Source organism: Pseudoalteromonas sp. GCY, from assembly GCF_016695175.1.
Taxonomy (GTDB): domain Bacteria; phylum Pseudomonadota; class Gammaproteobacteria; order Enterobacterales; family Alteromonadaceae; genus Pseudoalteromonas.
Genome location: NZ_CP068023.1, coordinates 2,149,290 through 2,164,923 on the forward strand (window position 1 = coordinate 2,149,290; position 15,634 = coordinate 2,164,923).

Below are 15,634 nucleotides of genomic sequence, written 5' to 3' on the forward strand. Positions count from 1 at the left end.
TAAATAGGAGTAATCAATGGCGAATGTGCAATGGAACAATTTACCTTGGGTAAAATCAAACAAGGATAAAATTTCGTGGGGTAATTTGGTTGGCAGTAGCTTATCACTGTGTTTGAGTGAGCACATCCAACAACATGACAACTTAGTTGTACTCGTCACCCCCGATACACCTTCCGCACTTCGCCTTGAGCATGAACTGGCGTATCTTTTAAAAGACACGCCTGTCATGATGTTTCCTGACTGGGAAACGTTACCCTATGATCACTTTTCACCACATCAAGACATTATTTCTCAGCGTCTTGCGACGCTAAATACACTCAAACAGGAAAAGCAATCCGTACTCATCATTCCTGTTTCAACCCTCATGCTACGTACCGCACCGCCTAGCTTTATCCACGGCATGAGTCTTCAGGTTAAAAAAGGTGACACAGTAGACGCACAAAGCTTGCGTGATACCTTAACTCAAGCGGGTTATCGTCATGTCCAGCAGGTCATGGAACATGGTGAGTTTGCCGTTAGAGGCTCCATTATTGATTTATACCCCATGGGTAGCCCACTCCCCTTTAGACTAGATTTCTTTGATAATGAGTTAGACTCAATTCGTCATTTTGATATCGAAAGCCAACGCTCAAATAATGAAATTGATGCTATCGATTTATTACCGGCGCACGAATTCCCAACCAATGCAGAAGACATTGAACGCTTTAGAATTAATTACCGCGAAGCGTTCGGCGCAAGTAGTGAAAAAGACAGTATCTATATGCAAGTCAGTAAAGGGAACTGGCCTGCGGGTATAGAGTACTATTTGCCGCTCTTTTTTGATTCATTAGCGACGGTGTTTGACTATTTGCCTGAAGATACCGTATTTATGCCTTTTGGCGACATTGAATCTGCAGCGCAAACCTTTTGGCAAGACGTATCTAAACGCTACGAAAGTCGCCGAGTTGACCCACTTCGCCCGCTACTTTCACCAGTCAAGCTATATCAGCCAATAGAGACCTTGTTTGAAGGCCTTAACGGCTTCTCTCGAATAAAGCTTAGTCAAGCGGCGCTTGGAACCAAAGCGGGCAATAACAATGTCGCTGCTGAATTAATCGATGATGTCCGTATTGAGCATAAACAAGCTAATCCATATCAAAAAATCCTCGATTACATCGCTGCTGAGAAAAAGCAAAAGTCTCGGGTGTTATTCAGTGTTGAATCAGAGGGACGACGAGAGTCACTGCTCACCTTATTAAAGCCAACAGGACTAAAACTTAAGCCCTACAAACGTATTTCAGAGTTTGTATCTAGCGACTCAGATGTTGGTGTGGTCGTCACTCCACTTGCTACCAGTGTTAAGCTACTGGATAAACAATCGCTGTCTATCATCACCGAGCAAGAACTGTTAGGTGTTAAGATTTCCCAAAAGCGCCGCCGTAAACATAAATACGAGCAAGGGCAAGACGCCCTGATCCGAAACCTCGCTGAGTTAAAAGAAGGTCAACCTATTGTTCATTTAGATCATGGTGTAGGCCGCTATTTAGGTCTAGAAACTATAGATGCAGCGGGTATTGCTACCGAGTTTGTGACTATCATCTATGCCAATGACGCTAAACTTTATGTGCCTGTCTCTTCACTCCATATGCTTAGTCGTTACTCAGGAGGTGAAGAAGCTTCTGCACCACTTCATAAACTGGGTAATGACGCGTGGGAAAAAGCAAAACGCAAAGCGGCTGAAAAAGTCAGAGATGTTGCTGCTGAACTCCTAGACATATACGCAAAACGCCAAAGTAAACCGGGTTATGCATTTAAGCTAGATGCGAGTGCCTATCGAGACTTTTCTGATAGCTTCCCGTTTGAAGAAACAGACGATCAACGTAATGCAATCACAGCCGTACTTGCAGACATGCAATCAAGCCTTGCAATGGATAGACTCGTTTGTGGTGATGTTGGCTTTGGTAAAACCGAAGTGGCCATGCGCGCAGCATTTGTTGCCGTCAACGATAGCAAACAAGTGGCTGTCTTAGTGCCAACTACGCTCCTTGCCCAACAACACTTCGAGAACTTTAAAGACCGTTTTGCCGATCTGCCTGTTGAAGTCGGTGTGCTTTCGCGCTTTAACTCAGCGAAAGAACAAAAAGAGACGTTACAAAAACTTGAAGAAGGCAAAATTGATATTGTGATAGGCACCCATAAGCTTATCCAAGAAAACATCAAGTTCGCCGATTTGGGTTTGTTGATTGTTGACGAAGAACATCGCTTTGGTGTGAGGCAAAAAGAAAAGATTAAGCAGCTAAGAGCGGATGTCGACATTCTTACCCTTACCGCTACCCCCATTCCGCGTACACTGAATATGGCAATGAGTGGTATGCGTGATCTCTCTATTATCGCGACACCGCCAGCCAAACGATTAGCAGTAAAGACCTTTGTGCGAGAGCGCAATGACGAGCTTATCCGCGAAGCAATTTTGCGTGAAATCAAGCGCGGTGGACAGGTTTACTTCCTTCATAATAATGTCGAGACAATAGACAAGATCACCGCTGATATCTCGGCGCTCGTGCCAGAAGCCAACGTCACCACGGCCCACGGGCAAATGCGTGAAAAAGAACTTGAGCACTTGATGGGTGAGTTCTATCACCAAAAGTATAACGTGCTTGTGTGTACAACCATTATTGAAACCGGTATCGATATCCCCTCTGCTAATACCATCATTATGGATAGAGCCGATAAACTTGGATTGGCACAGTTACATCAGCTTCGCGGCCGTGTAGGACGAAGCCATCACCAAGCATACGCATACCTACTCACGAAGAATAGCCAAGCCTTAACTAAAGACGCAGTCAAGCGCTTACAGGCCATTGAGCAACTCGAAGACCTAGGCGCAGGTTTTGCCCTTGCCACCCACGATTTAGAGATCCGTGGTGCGGGTGAGTTACTGGGAGACGACCAAAGCGGTCAAATTCAAACCGTTGGTTTTACGCTGTATATGGAAATGCTGGAACAAGCCGTTGAAGCCTTGAAAAATGGTAAAGAGCCGACACTCGATAACCTACTCCAGCAGCAAAGCGAGGTGGACCTTAAGTTCCCAGCACTGCTACCGGATGATTACATTCATGATGTAAATATTCGCCTTAGCATGTATAAACGCATTGCTAGCACAAAGTCGCTGGCGGAGCTTGATGAGCTGCAAATCGAATTAATCGACCGCTTTGGGCTACTGCCTGATGCGGCTAAAAACCTCTTTGCGGTGCAGTCTGTAAAGCTAAAGGCAACCCAACTAGGCATTAACAAGGTCGAAGCAAACCCCAAAGGTGGCTTCTTTGAGTTCAGTAGTCATACAAAAGTTAACCCAACATTCATCATAGGATTGATACAAAGTAGCCCGTCAACCTATAGAATGGAAGGCGCGAATAAGCTGAAGTTCCTGATCGAAGAAAAAAATGGCCAAGAGAGATTAAAACTGGTTAATGCGATGATTGATGACTTTGAAAAAAAGGCTGTAGCATGAAAACAATAAAAAGTCTGGCCATCCTAGCGGCTTTGGTAAGTAGCGCGTCTGCAAATGCCACCCGTTGGTTTGAAGTGGAAATGATAGCGTTTGAGCAAGAGCCTAGTTTCTCTTTGCGAGAAGATTTTAGTATTGAACCTAAACCACTCAATCGAAAAAACATCAAGTCACTATTGTTCGACGGTTTTAATACCACCGGCTATAAACTATGCTTGGAAGGCAGTGAGCAGTTTGCTGAGCAAGATTTTATTCGTGAATTAACCTCAGGCGCGCGCTCTAGTTCTTGCGATCCAGATGCAAACTATGTTGAAAAATTCGACACTTTGCCTCTTTCGCCGCAGGTTGAATCACAAGAGCATATGGACTCAATTTATTTGTTGAATGAGTCCCAGCTTAATTTTTCTAACAAAATTGCTGAGTTAAAACGTAAAGGACTCAAGCCACTGTTGCACACTGGTTGGCGATTCCCAGAACAAAGTAACAAGCGTGCTCCCAATATCGAAATTATTGCTGGCAAACAGTTTGCGCCACCATCCAGTTATAGCGTAACTGAAAATGACGATCTGTTTTCTTCATTGTCAAATCGCTTTAATATCGAAGAATCAAAAGAGCAAGTGCAATGGCAACTTGAAGGCCTGATTAAAATTCACGTGAGACACTACCTTTACGTGACCACAGATTTAGATTTAAAGTACGAAGACGGTAACGATATTCGTACTGCTCGTATGTCTCAATATACGCGCGTGTATAGCGGCGACATACATTACTTAGATCACCCCAAACTTGGGGTCATCTTTCAAATAAGAAAATACAAACATTAGACGGGCAACCCTATGAAAAAATTACTAACTGCTGCTGCGCTACTCACCCTAGTCGGCTGTTCTAAAGTAAGTTTAGAAAACTACAACAAGCTAGAAGTAGGCATGGACAAAGCTGAAGTTGAGAACATTCTTGGCTCTGCTGATAAATGTGAAGAGAAAACGCTACATACCAATTGCATTTGGGGAAGCGAAGACAAGCACATTAAAGTAACCCTGCTTTCCGATAAAGTAACTCTTTATTCAAAGAGAGGTATTGAATAAGCCTGAAACTTGTTATCGAGACTCAATAATAAATTGATTGAGTCTCATACCCTCCATCACGCTGTAGTTAAATAATGTTATAAAATTAGTGTCAAATAAGTTATCTCTCTTTGAACAAATATTCAATTCGTAAACTAATCAGTACAATTAATTTTTAATTTCCTCATTACAACAATAACAAATTTAACAATTAACAATTAACAATTAACAATTAACAATTAACAACAAAACACTAAAAAAACACGCAAATTCTAGCTGCGCAGTATAAAATGCAACAATTTAATTTTAAAAAAGTAAATTATCAATTGGGTGTGTAAATTTGTAATTAATCTAAATATAGTCGCTATTGCATACGTAGATATGCTAAAAAATAGGAATAATTATGAAAATCAATACACTCTCATCGTCAATCAAAGCGGCTTTAGCCGTAAGTGCGACAATCGCAGCGGTATCTCCAGCAGTATACGCAGAAGAACAAGACGCAAATCAAGCTGTAGTAGATAAAGTTGAGCGCATAGAAGTAACAGGTTCACGTATTTCTCGAGTTGATCTAGAGCCGACACAACCTATAGAAACAATTGACTCAGAATATATAAGTAAACGAGGTACAACTAACCTAGCATCAGTGTTAGAGTAAGTCCCTGGTATCGCGCTTGCAGCGACAGCAAACCTTTCAAATAACGAACAAGCCGCTTCCCAAGGGGTTGGTCAAAGTACCGTTAATTTGTACGGACTGGGTTCTCAACGTACCCTAACTCTTGTTAATGGTTCACGGTTTGTGTCAAGTAACTCACCTGTAGGTGGTGGTAGTGCACCAGGTAGTCAGGTAGATATAAACAATATCCCGGTTTCTCTTATTGAGCGAGTAGAAGTAGTTAAAGTGGGTGGTGCACCAGTGTATGGCGCCGATGCCGTTTCAGGTGTTGTAAACTTTATCTTAAAAACTGACTATGAAGGTGCCGAATTCTCAGCTGACGTAACGAATTATGATGAAGCAGGTAAGTACGATAAGTCATTCCGCGGTTTATTTGGCGGAAACTTCAATGAAGATAAAGGCAACTTAGTTTTTAGTTTTGAATACCAAGATCAGAAGAGTATCTTAGCATCCGAATTACCATCATGGGTTGATCAATGGAGTGGTTATACGCCTCTGGGATCTGACGCGGTAGTTGATGCCGATGGCAACCCTGTTGCAGGTCAACGTCGTTTATACCCAAATGGTAGAGCTGGAATTCTATCAAACTCTGGTCTTATCACTCTAGGACCGACAGAGCGGTAGTTAATGCGGGTTTAGGTGCGTGGCCAGATGGTTCATTTTTACAATTTGACCCAAGTGGTAACGGGCAATTAACCCCTTTCAACACAGGAACACCTACAGGTAATGCGGTTTGGTCTTCTGGTGGTGACGGCTTGGACCTTGCTGAATCTAATACTGCTCGAGAAGGGTTTGAGCGTTACAACTTTACTATATCAGGTAATTATAAGCTTACAGATGATATCAACATGTCTGTACTAGGCTTCTTTAACTCATCAGATGCGGTAAATGAAGGCTATCAACCAAACAAATATAGTTCTGGTCTATTCGGTGGCCTTGGCGCTGCACTTAAATTCGACACAGACTATGTTTACTTACCAAGTGAAACAAGGAATCGCCTTGAAAACTACCTTGGTGGTCCAGGTGAGTTTTATATGCACAAAGCTTGGACTTCATTGGGTAAACGTAAAATTACCAATGAATCTGATGTAAGAAGTTTAAAAATTGGCTTTGATGGTTATTTTGAACTGGGAGAAAACGAATGGAAATGGGATGTTTTCTATCAACAGGGTGTAAGCAAAATATTCTCTCAAGACTTTAACATCAACGAAAATCGCTTCTTAGCGGCTATCGATGTTGGTTATAACAATGGCGCTATTGACTGTAAAGCCAACTATGTTGACGGCTATCACGACAAATATACGACTAGCGGTTTTGGTGTAACAGAAACCCAATCGGTACTGGGTGAAGTTGGCAAGTGCGTTGCGTACAACCCATTTGGTCCTGCTTCTCAAGAAGTTCTTGATTATATCACCTAACCTGCAATGGGTTATTCACGTGTTGAACAAGATATCCTTCAAGCGTTCACCATAGGTGATATTATCGAATTACCTGCAGGTTATTTAGCTGCAGCATTTGGTTACGAAAGACGTACAGAAAAAGCAAGCTTTAGTGAAGATGGTACAAATGTGTTAAACAGTGGTTTGGCTAATGCATCTACTTCAGGTTCGTATACTACACAAGATTTATTTGCGGAAATCAGTCTACCGCTAGTTTCAAGCGATATGGATATTCCACTTGTAAATACGCTGAGCGTTGACGCTTCGTTCCGTAGAATTGACAATGATGCAGCGGGTAAAGACAATGTTTGGGCTGTAGGTCTAAATTACCAGCCAATCAGTGACCTAATGGTTAGAGCTAACTATTCAGAAACCGTTAGAGCACCGTCTGTTACCGAACTATTTTTACCTGTAATTCAAGACTCTCAATTCGGCACAGATCCATGTGATATCAATAATATAGATAAAGGTCCAAGCCCAGCGACAAGAAGAGCTAACTGTGAAGCTGCTGGTGTACCAGATGGTTATAAGGCGGTATCAGGAAATGCCTCAAGGGTTGGTACAACTGGTGGTAATATAGACCTTGAAAGCGAAAAAGCAGAAGGTTTAAATATTGGACTTGTTTATGCTCCAGAGTGGTTTGAAGGCTTCAGCTTTAAAATTGATTATATAAAGATCGATATTGAAGACGCGATTGTTGACTTCACTCTCACCGACATCTTAAATGCATGTTACGACTCTACTAATTACCCGAATGAGTTCTGTGGTAAATTTAGACGAGGCGCAGACTTCCAGATCCCTGCTGATAAAGCGTTTGAATCTGGTTATGTAAATGCTGCACTTCAAGAGTTTGAGACATATGAATATGAGGTCATGTTCAAGCGTCCATTGCACCAATATCCACTTATTGGTGGATTACTACCTGAAAACTCTGGTGAGTTAGGTATTCGTTCGCGACTATATAACCTTAAAAAAGACGCAAAATCTAATACCGGCTTCGACTTCGAAGACAATACAGGTGAATACGACAACCCTGATTGGCTTGGTGATTTAAGATTTGACTATACTCTCGAAGACATTAACGTGTATTTTGATGTTGAGTACCACGGTGAAGGTAATCGCAACAACGACTCTACTAATTTCTATGATTATATCGATCAAAACGGTAATCCGTATAACAAGATCCAATCACAGACGTTATATACTTTAGGTGGTTCATATTACCTGAATGATAATGCCGTTGTGCGTTTCCGAGTGGATAATCTATTCGATTGGTACCCAAGTGTTCGTGAGCTATCAGTTGCAAGATTCACTTATGGCCGCGTATTCAGCGCTGGTTTCACGTACAAGTTTTAAAATTTCTTAGTACGTTATAAATCTAGATGCCATTTCATGAGTGAAATGGCATATTTTTAAGGCTTCTTTTTGCTCCCGTGAACAGAGATCTTAACGGTACAACTTAATACTTGCTCAATTTGAAGGAGCAAATCTGACGCTAACTGCATTAAAAATTTCTCATTTAGAACAATTAAATAGCAAAATTTAAGCCTTGCCCACAGGATGTAGGTACCTTGGCGTAAGCAGGATGCGGAAGCGGTGTTATTGACAAGATCCTCTCGCCCCAAAATAGATCACTTAATTAAGCGCATTGGTATAAGACTTACAGCTACACACCTACTACACCCAAAGTACAATTCCAACGAAGCATATGGGAAGTAATTCAGATTCACTAATCAAATTGAACTACGTAAGATTTAAGGTTAAATATATAACTTGCAGGTATTTGGAGTTATGCAACCTTGTTAAGAATTGTCTCGCACATCAGAGATGGTGCGCCAATCAATCCAAGTAATTCACTCAGTAAAACTTACCTAGTTTTAAAGCTTTATAATTGATTGAATGGCTATTTTTATCGGCCAAATCATGTTCAGCTATTGCATTGACATAATTTCAGCATGACTTTCACAGTAATTTCCAATTCAATAATTTAAATATTACCGCTTACTACTGTTAAATTTTTACAAATAAAAAAGGGCCGTAAAGGCCCTTTACAACAAGTAGAAACTAGCAAAAACAAGGATTAGCGCATTGCCATCATCATTTTAGCCGGTTCCTCTAGGAAGGTTTTCCATAAATTATTGAAACGTGCGATCGTGCCACCATCGATAATACGATGGTCGCCAGACCAACTTACTTGCATGATAGAGCGCGAAACCACATTACCTTGTGCATCAAAGCGCGGTAACTGCTGCACTTTGCCAAGCGCAACGATAGCAACTTCTGGTTTATTAATAATCGGTGTAGCAACCGTGCCACCAATCGCCCCTATGTTTGAGATTGAGATAGTACCTCCTTTCAGCGATTCAGGAGATACTCGCCCTTCCCTAGCGGCTTCCGTCAGTTCAGTAACTGATTGGGCAACTTCAACAATCGATTTGCTTTGGCAAGATTTGATATTTGGGACTAAAAGACCCAACTTGCTGTCCACCGCCATACCAATATTATGGTCATCAAAATAAGTGATTTCTGTACAGTCATCATTTACTTTTGCATTCAAAATTGGGAATTCATTGATTGCAAGTGACAACGCCTTGATAAAAAATGGCATCATCGTCAGCTTCACGCCTTGTTTGGCATATTGCTCTTTCAAAGCACCACGAAGCGCTATTAAATCGGTTAAGTCAATCTCGTCACAGTAAGTGAAATGTGGGATCGTCGAAACAGAGGCCACCATCTGTTTGGCCATCGCCGCTTTCATACCACGTAGAGGCTCAACTCTTTTACCACCTTCTGAGGTAGGTGTCGGCTTTTGCGTTTGAGGCTGTACCGTTGTGCTAGCTTCACGCGATGTCGAAGCGCCACTTACACCGTGCTCAAGGAAATGTTCGATGTCCTCTTTATACACGCGACCATTTTTACCAGAGCCTGGCACTTCAGAAAGGTCAACACCAACTTCGCGCGCCTTGCGGCGTACAGCTGGAGAAGCAATTGCTTTACCATTTTTCGGCAAACTACGCGTAGCCTCATCGCTTGTAGTAACAGCTTGTGCTGTACTTTCTTTAGGTTTGTGGACATCAGCGATTGGATCGTTTGATTTTCCAGCGTGAGATGACGCCAACTTCATTTGGAATAGCGGATTATGCACTTGTGCTATCTCGCCTTTTTGATAATAGAGTTTTTCAACAATACCATCGTACTTGGCTGGAATTTGCACTAGCGCCTTGTCAGTCATTACATCACAAACAGCCTGATCTTCTTTGATTTCATCGCCTTCAGCAACAAGCCATTCAACGATTTCGCACTCAACAATGCCTTCACCAATATCTGGTAAGATGAAGTCTTCAAGTACAGCACTGGTTGAAGTAGTTGGCGAGGATTGAGGTGCTGATTGCTCTGGCTGAGCAGCTTGCTCGCCGGCAACATCCATTGCAAACAAAGGTTCATGTACCTTTGCAATTTCACCTTTTTCGTAATGCAGCTTAGTGATCACACCGTCATGTACTGCGGGGATCTGCACTAATGCCTTATCCGTCATTACGTCACAAATAGGCTGATCTTCTTTTACTTCATCACCAACAGCCACCAACCACTCGACGATTTCGCACTCTACGATGCCTTCACCAATATCTGGTAAGATAAATTCTTTAGCCATAACTTATCCTTAAAATTCCATAGAACGTTTGATAGCGGCGAACACTTTCAGTGCATCTGGCACATACTCTTTCTCAAGTGCTAGAGGATATGGCGTGTCTAATCCACAAACTCGCTCAATTGGAGATTCTAAATGCAGGAAACACTCTTTTTGTATGGTTGCTGCAATCTCAGCGCCAAAACCATTTGTGATTGGCGCTTCGTGGCTCACGACCAAACGACCCGTTTTAACCACTGACTTGGCTACCGTGTCCATATCCCAAGGAAGAATGCTTCTTAAGTCGATTATCTCACAGCTAATACCCGCTTCTTCAGCTTTTTGCGCCGCTTGTTCAATGATTTCCATCTGCGCGCCCCAAGCCAATAGCGTTATGTCAGTACCTTCTCTAATTACTTCGGCTTTACCAAGCTCGATGCTGTAATCTTCTTCAGGCACTTCACCAACAGAAGCGCGATATAAGCGCTTAGGTTCAAAGAAGATAACCGGGTTATCGTCTTTAATGGCAGCACGCAGTAGGCCTTTTGCTTGATACGGGTTACGCGGTACTACAATTTTAAGACCAGGTGTATGCGCAAAGTAAGCTTCTGGCGATTGCGAATGATATAGACCACCTGCGATACCACCACCGTATGGCGTACGAATTGTTAAGTTACCCACATCAAACTCATTACCTGAGCGATAACGGAACTTGGCCGACTCGTTCACGATTTGGTCAAATGCTGGGAAGATATAATCCGCAAATTGAATTTCAGCAAGCGCAGGGGCACCAAACGCTGCAAGACCATTGGCAAAACCCAAAATACCCTGTTCAGTCAATGGCGTATTAAAAACACGGTGTTTTCCGTATTTTTCTTGAAGGCCTGACGTTGCACGGAATACACCACCAAAATAGCCAACGTCTTCACCAAAAATACAAGCTTGCGGATGCTCCGCCATCGTGATATCTAGCGCCGAATTAATGGCGTGTAGCATGTTCATTTTAGCCATTATTTAATTCTCCCTGCTGTGACTGGGTATGCGTCTGGATAAGCTTTAATATGCGCTTTCAATTCATCATATTGTTTCTGCAGCGATGGAATTGGCGTGTCATAAACATCTGAGACCAGATCTTCTAATGTAGGCTTCTGTACCTTCTCTGCAACCTTCAATGCAGCCAAGATATCTTCACGGATTTTTTCTTTTTCCGCATCATCTTGGGCTTCATCCAACCAATTTTGTTTTAGAAGCCATTGCTTAAATCGATTTACCGGGCAACTATTTTTAAATTCAGCTTCTTCATCTTTAGTACGGTAACCAGACGGATCATCAGAAGTTGAGTGCGCACCCAATCGGTATGCAATAGATTCAATCATCACAGGCTCACCGTTTTCAACTGCAATTTTACGCGCAGCTTGTGTCGCAGCGTAAACGGCAAGCGCATCGGCACCATCCACACGGATAGTTTTTATACCATAGCCAACACCGCGAGCGGCAATACCATCACCTTTGAACTGTTCATCCGCAGGTGTTGAAATCGCATAACCGTTATTACGTGCATAGAAAATAACTGGTGAACCATGCACTGCTGCCATGTTTAGACCAGCGTGGAAGTCACCTTCTGACGCAGCACCTTCGCCAAAATAGCAAATCGTGACGTTATCGATTTCAGACGTTAGCTCGCCGGTTTCTTTATCAATGTGTTTTAACTTTTGGCCGTACGCATAGCCCGTTGCTTGAGGAATTTGCGTTCCTAGCGGCGACGAAATAGTTAGGTAATGTAATTCTTTAGAACCATAGTGCACAGGCATTTGGCGGCCTTTGCCTAAGTCCTTCTCATTCGAGAACAACTGATTCATGAACTGCTCAAGCGAAAAACCACGATAGTGAATTGCGGCTTGCTCACGGTACTGAGCCATGATCATGTCATCTTCTTTTAGCGCTGCAGCACTTGCCGTAACAGCGGCTTCTTCGCCAAGACATTGCATGTAGAAGCTAATACGTCCTTGACGCTGAGCACCTTGCATACGCTCGTCAAGTAAACGAATAAACCGCATTGTAGAGTAAATTCTTAATGCCGTTTCTTTATCAATATCTGGTGCTGTTGCACCGTCTAAAACATCGCCTTGGTCACTTAAAATCTTTAATGTAGGGATATTGAGTGCATGACCATCTATAAATTCCAGCGCGTGGCTGATATTTAAGGATATATTATTGGGGTTAGTCATAACCTACCTTCTCTTGTTGTCATAACAAACTTACGGAGTTCAAACCCGACTTTCTCATACGAGATCTGGCTTCAGATTGCGTAAGACGAAAAGAGTCTTAACTCACCTCGCATTTATGATTGTGTTAATTGGTCTTGATCACATTCGTGGTTAGTATGAATAACTGGTCTAACAACTTATCAAAGACTGAATAATATTTGCGATTTAAGTAAGTAAATTAAATTAAAGCGTTTCAACTTTACGTTAACGTAAACGGTTATTCAACTAATCCTAGATGAATAACCGTGAAAATGCATCAATGTTTTTGGAAAGATTTTGATACGAAGGCAAGTAGAATTTTACATCTATGATTTATATGAAGTTTTCATCAACCTCTAACGGTACAACGGTTAGTAATGCACGTTGCCCCAAAGCAACATTGGCATTTGGGAAGATAATAGCTTCGCCCTCAACCTCAGCGAAATACTGCTTATCTCCGTCCGTCGCTAGTAATTCACCTTTCGAAAAGCCTGTAAAATTCTCTGCAGAATCAGGGAATGGAAAAGAAAATTCGGCTTGAGTACGATTGATAGTACGATGAACCGTAAATAACTCAAATTCATCTGCATTAAATTCTTTATATTCTACCTTTTCTTGGCTAATTAATGCTTTTAGAGTTTCCTTGGTTTTTGCAAAGCTAGCCATGTTATTCTCACCAAATGGCTTCACCTGCCCAAGTTCGATAGTGAAAGCATCGGCCCCAAACTGGTAAGAAGAAAAGTAACTAAATGTTGTCGCCGCCGAGCGCATCATTAACACGGTATTGACACCGCATGACAATAAAAACTGCAGCTGTGATTTCTTCCACGGCTTACCATGTAAAAACGGATAAACTGCAAACTTTTCGTTTTTAGACCCTCGAATAGCAGTATGAAGGTCATAGTGACAACAATAGCGCTCGTTACCACCCTGTTCAAAAAATCTCCCAACGTAACCCTCTAATTTTTGTGCTCGGACCTTTTCGGGGTTATCTGTTTCTTGATTATGTGCACCGTTAAATAGGCGGTTTAGATTTTCATCGACAAAACGCTGGCCGATATTAATGGATTTCGGGTTACCAAAAATAAATAATACCCGCTGCGCCAACACTAGCTTGCCGGTAATAATATGTTGGATAAGCTCATCACATATCTCAATTGGCGCGGTTTCATTGCCGTGCACAGCGCTCGATAGCACAATATCTTTCGTTGTTTCACCTGCGGGCGTAAACTGGATCACACCAGTATCATGGACTTCAACCAAGGTACCGTTGTCTAAAGTGAAGTTTACGGGGTCAAGTGTAAATTCGTTATTTCTTGTGATAGTAAGAAAGTCACCGCTTTGTTTTAATTCTGCTAAGTACGTCATAATTCCAAATTGATGTTGTTGAGTAATTCGAATTGGGATACAAAAAAGCCATACGAGGAGTATGGCTTTTAGAAGCTTTTTGTTAACTAATCACTGAGTCAACCAATGTCTTTGCCTCATGTTCAAGTTCAGCTAAATGTGCTTCACCTTTAAATGATTCAAGATAAATTTTATAGATATCTTCAGTGCCCGATGGACGCGCCGCAAACCAACCGTTTTCGGTAACGACTTTAAGGCCACCAATAGCCGCGCCGTTACCAGGGGCATTGGTTAATATCTGAGTAATTTTATCACCTGCTAGGGTGTCCGCCTTGATATTGTCCGCGCTTAATGCCTTGAGCTTTGCTTTTTGCTCAGTATTTGCGGGTGCATCGATACGTTTGTATACAGGCGCGCCAAATGCTTGTTCAAATGCTTGGTAATGCTGAGATGGCGATTTACCTGTAACAGCTAGGATCTCAGCGGCAAGTAACCCCATGATAAAACCGTCTTTGTCTGTACACCATGTGGTGCCGTCTTTTCTTAAAAACGCTGCGCCAGCACTCTCTTCACCGCCAAACGCGAGCTCTCCAGCTGCTAACCCGTCCACAAACCATTTAAAGCCAACTGGCACTTCGTAAACTTCTCGGCCGTTTGCGCCACACACTTTGTCAATCATGGCACTAGATACCAGTGTTTTACCGATTTTTACTGAACTCTTCCAGCTTCGGTGTTTAATGAGATAATCAATTGCAACGGCTAAAAAGTGATTAGGATTCATCAGGCCATCGGGTGTGACAATGCCATGTCTGTCGAAATCTGGATCATTACCAATACCTATATCGTAGTCATCTTTCAGTGCTATCAAATTAGTCATTGCAAAAGGTGATGAACAGTCCATGCGCACCTTGCCGTCTTTATCAAGTGGCATAAAGGCAAAACTTGGGTCGACGACGTCATTTACAACCGTGAGCTTCAAGTCGTAGTGTTTGGCGATCACAGGCCAGAAATTAACACCTGAACCACCAAGTGGATCCACACCAATATTAACACCGGCTCGAGCAATGGCTTCCATATCAATTATATTACCCAAGTCTTCAACATATGGAGTGATCAGATCTTCATACTTGATAAATCCAGATCTTCTCGCTTTCGCAAACGGGAATAATTCAACTTCAACCAAATCTTCGAGTAGTAGCTGATTAGCTCTATCTTCAATCCATTTGGTGACATCGGTATCGGCAGGTCCACCATTTGGGGGATTATATTTAAACCCGCCATCTTCTGGCGGGTTATGTGATGGCGTAACTACAATGCCATCTGCAAGCTCGTGTGGATTGATTAAATTGTGCGAGACAATCGCGTGGCTGATCACAGGTGTTGGTGTGTAGTCATCATTTTCTTGTGTGATAACTTGTACTTCGTTGGCCACCAAGACCTCAATAGCCGAGTTAAAAGCGGCTTCCGACAACGCATGAGTGTCCTTACCAAGAAAAAGCGGACCGTAAATATTGTTGTTTTTACGGTAATCGCAAATCGCTTGAGTGATGGCCAGAATATGCGACTCATTAAACTTAAAATTAAGTGAGCAACCTCGGTGGCCACTTGTGCCAAAGGCGACACAATGCTCTGGATACGCTTCTAAATCAGGCTCATTTAAATAGTACGATGAAACCAGCTTAGGTACATTTACCAATAATTCTTTCGATACCTTCTTGCCAGCTTGCGGATGGATCGCCATAAGATT

The 15,634-nt window shown here is 42.3% G+C and carries 12 protein-coding genes; 7 read left to right on the plus strand and 5 right to left on the minus strand.

Annotated elements, in window-relative coordinates:
- Positions 1-16: 16 nt before the first annotated feature.
- The 7 genes from mfd (at position 17) to JJQ94_RS24230 (ending at position 8,022) form a co-directional block, all read left to right on the plus strand.
- The gene (gene mfd, locus JJQ94_RS14735; protein ID WP_099029105.1) at positions 17-3,490 is read left to right on the plus strand and encodes a transcription-repair coupling factor; all 3,474 of its coding nucleotides are present in this window, start codon (positions 17-19) and stop codon (positions 3,488-3,490) included.
- Complete coding sequence (locus JJQ94_RS14740; protein WP_099029106.1) at positions 3,487-4,311, plus strand: CsiV family protein; 825 nt, start codon at positions 3,487-3,489, stop codon at positions 4,309-4,311. Before mfd ends, JJQ94_RS14740 begins: the two co-directional genes overlap by 4 nt.
- Before the next feature lie 12 nt (positions 4,312-4,323).
- Positions 4,324-4,572 (plus strand): DUF3862 domain-containing protein, encoded by a 249-nt coding sequence (locus JJQ94_RS14745; RefSeq protein WP_099029107.1) that lies wholly within the window; start codon positions 4,324-4,326, stop codon positions 4,570-4,572.
- A gap of 382 nt (positions 4,573-4,954) precedes the next feature.
- Complete coding sequence (locus tag JJQ94_RS24215; protein WP_236596486.1) at positions 4,955-5,209, plus strand: hypothetical protein; 255 nt, start codon at positions 4,955-4,957, stop codon at positions 5,207-5,209.
- 9 nt (positions 5,210-5,218) lie between these two features.
- A complete protein-coding gene (locus JJQ94_RS24220) occupies positions 5,219-5,851 on the plus strand; it encodes a TonB-dependent receptor plug domain-containing protein (RefSeq protein WP_236596630.1) in 633 nt (210 codons plus the stop codon).
- A gap of 131 nt (positions 5,852-5,982) precedes the next feature.
- Positions 5,983-6,645, plus strand: a complete 663-nt coding sequence (locus tag JJQ94_RS24225; RefSeq protein ID WP_236596487.1) for a hypothetical protein — start codon at positions 5,983-5,985, stop codon at positions 6,643-6,645.
- Positions 6,646-6,651: 6 nt separating this feature from the next.
- A complete protein-coding gene (locus JJQ94_RS24230; protein ID WP_236596488.1) occupies positions 6,652-8,022 on the plus strand; it encodes a TonB-dependent receptor in 1,371 nt (456 codons plus the stop codon).
- A gap of 724 nt (positions 8,023-8,746) precedes the next feature.
- On the opposite strand, the gene JJQ94_RS14755 is transcribed toward JJQ94_RS24230, so the two are convergent.
- The 5 genes from JJQ94_RS14755 to pgm all read right to left on the minus strand — a co-directional run bounded on the left by JJQ94_RS14755 (position 8,747) and on the right by pgm (position 15,628).
- Positions 8,747-10,318, minus strand: coding sequence for a dihydrolipoyllysine-residue acetyltransferase (locus JJQ94_RS14755; protein WP_099029108.1), 1,572 nt, complete (start codon positions 10,316-10,318; stop codon positions 8,747-8,749).
- 9 nt (positions 10,319-10,327) lie between these two features.
- On the minus strand, positions 10,328-11,305 hold the full coding sequence (locus JJQ94_RS14760; RefSeq protein ID WP_099029109.1) for an alpha-ketoacid dehydrogenase subunit beta: 978 nt from the start codon (positions 11,303-11,305) through the stop codon (positions 10,328-10,330).
- Positions 11,305-12,522 carry a thiamine pyrophosphate-dependent dehydrogenase E1 component subunit alpha gene (locus JJQ94_RS14765; protein WP_099029110.1) on the minus strand — a complete coding sequence of 406 codons (1,218 nt, stop codon included), beginning with the start codon at positions 12,520-12,522 and terminating at the stop codon, positions 11,305-11,307. Before JJQ94_RS14765 ends, JJQ94_RS14760 begins: the two co-directional genes overlap by 1 nt.
- A 351-nt stretch (positions 12,523-12,873) precedes the next feature.
- Positions 12,874-13,908 (minus strand): succinylglutamate desuccinylase, encoded by a 1,035-nt coding sequence (gene astE, locus JJQ94_RS14770; protein ID WP_099029111.1) that lies wholly within the window; start codon positions 13,906-13,908, stop codon positions 12,874-12,876.
- A gap of 82 nt (positions 13,909-13,990) precedes the next feature.
- Positions 13,991-15,628, minus strand: a complete 1,638-nt coding sequence (gene pgm / locus JJQ94_RS14775) for a phosphoglucomutase (alpha-D-glucose-1,6-bisphosphate-dependent) (RefSeq protein ID WP_099029112.1) — start codon at positions 15,626-15,628, stop codon at positions 13,991-13,993.
- Between the last annotated feature and the right edge of the window lie 6 nt (positions 15,629-15,634).

Excerpts from the sequence above, each read along its gene's own strand:
- JJQ94_RS14745 (WP_099029107.1), top strand. The coding sequence starts at position 4,324 with ATGAAAAAATTACTAACTGCTGCTGCGCTACTCACCCTAGTCGGCTGT.
- astE (WP_099029111.1), bottom strand. The coding sequence starts at position 13,908 with ATGACGTACTTAGCAGAATTAAAACAAAGCGGTGACTTTCTTACTATC.
- JJQ94_RS14755 (WP_099029108.1), bottom strand. The coding sequence starts at position 10,318 with ATGGCTAAAGAATTTATCTTACCAGATATTGGTGAAGGCATCGTAGAG.
- JJQ94_RS14765 (WP_099029110.1), bottom strand. The coding sequence starts at position 12,522 with ATGACTAACCCCAATAATATATCCTTAAATATCAGCCACGCGCTGGAA.
- JJQ94_RS24230 (WP_236596488.1), top strand. The coding sequence starts at position 6,652 with ATGGGTTATTCACGTGTTGAACAAGATATCCTTCAAGCGTTCACCATA.
- mfd (WP_099029105.1), top strand. The coding sequence starts at position 17 with ATGGCGAATGTGCAATGGAACAATTTACCTTGGGTAAAATCAAACAAG.
- pgm (WP_099029112.1), bottom strand. The coding sequence starts at position 15,628 with ATGGCGATCCATCCGCAAGCTGGCAAGAAGGTATCGAAAGAATTATTG.
- JJQ94_RS14740 (WP_099029106.1), top strand. The coding sequence starts at position 3,487 with ATGAAAACAATAAAAAGTCTGGCCATCCTAGCGGCTTTGGTAAGTAGC.
- JJQ94_RS14760 (WP_099029109.1), bottom strand. The coding sequence starts at position 11,305 with ATGGCTAAAATGAACATGCTACACGCCATTAATTCGGCGCTAGATATC.
- JJQ94_RS24215 (WP_236596486.1), top strand. The coding sequence starts at position 4,955 with ATGAAAATCAATACACTCTCATCGTCAATCAAAGCGGCTTTAGCCGTA.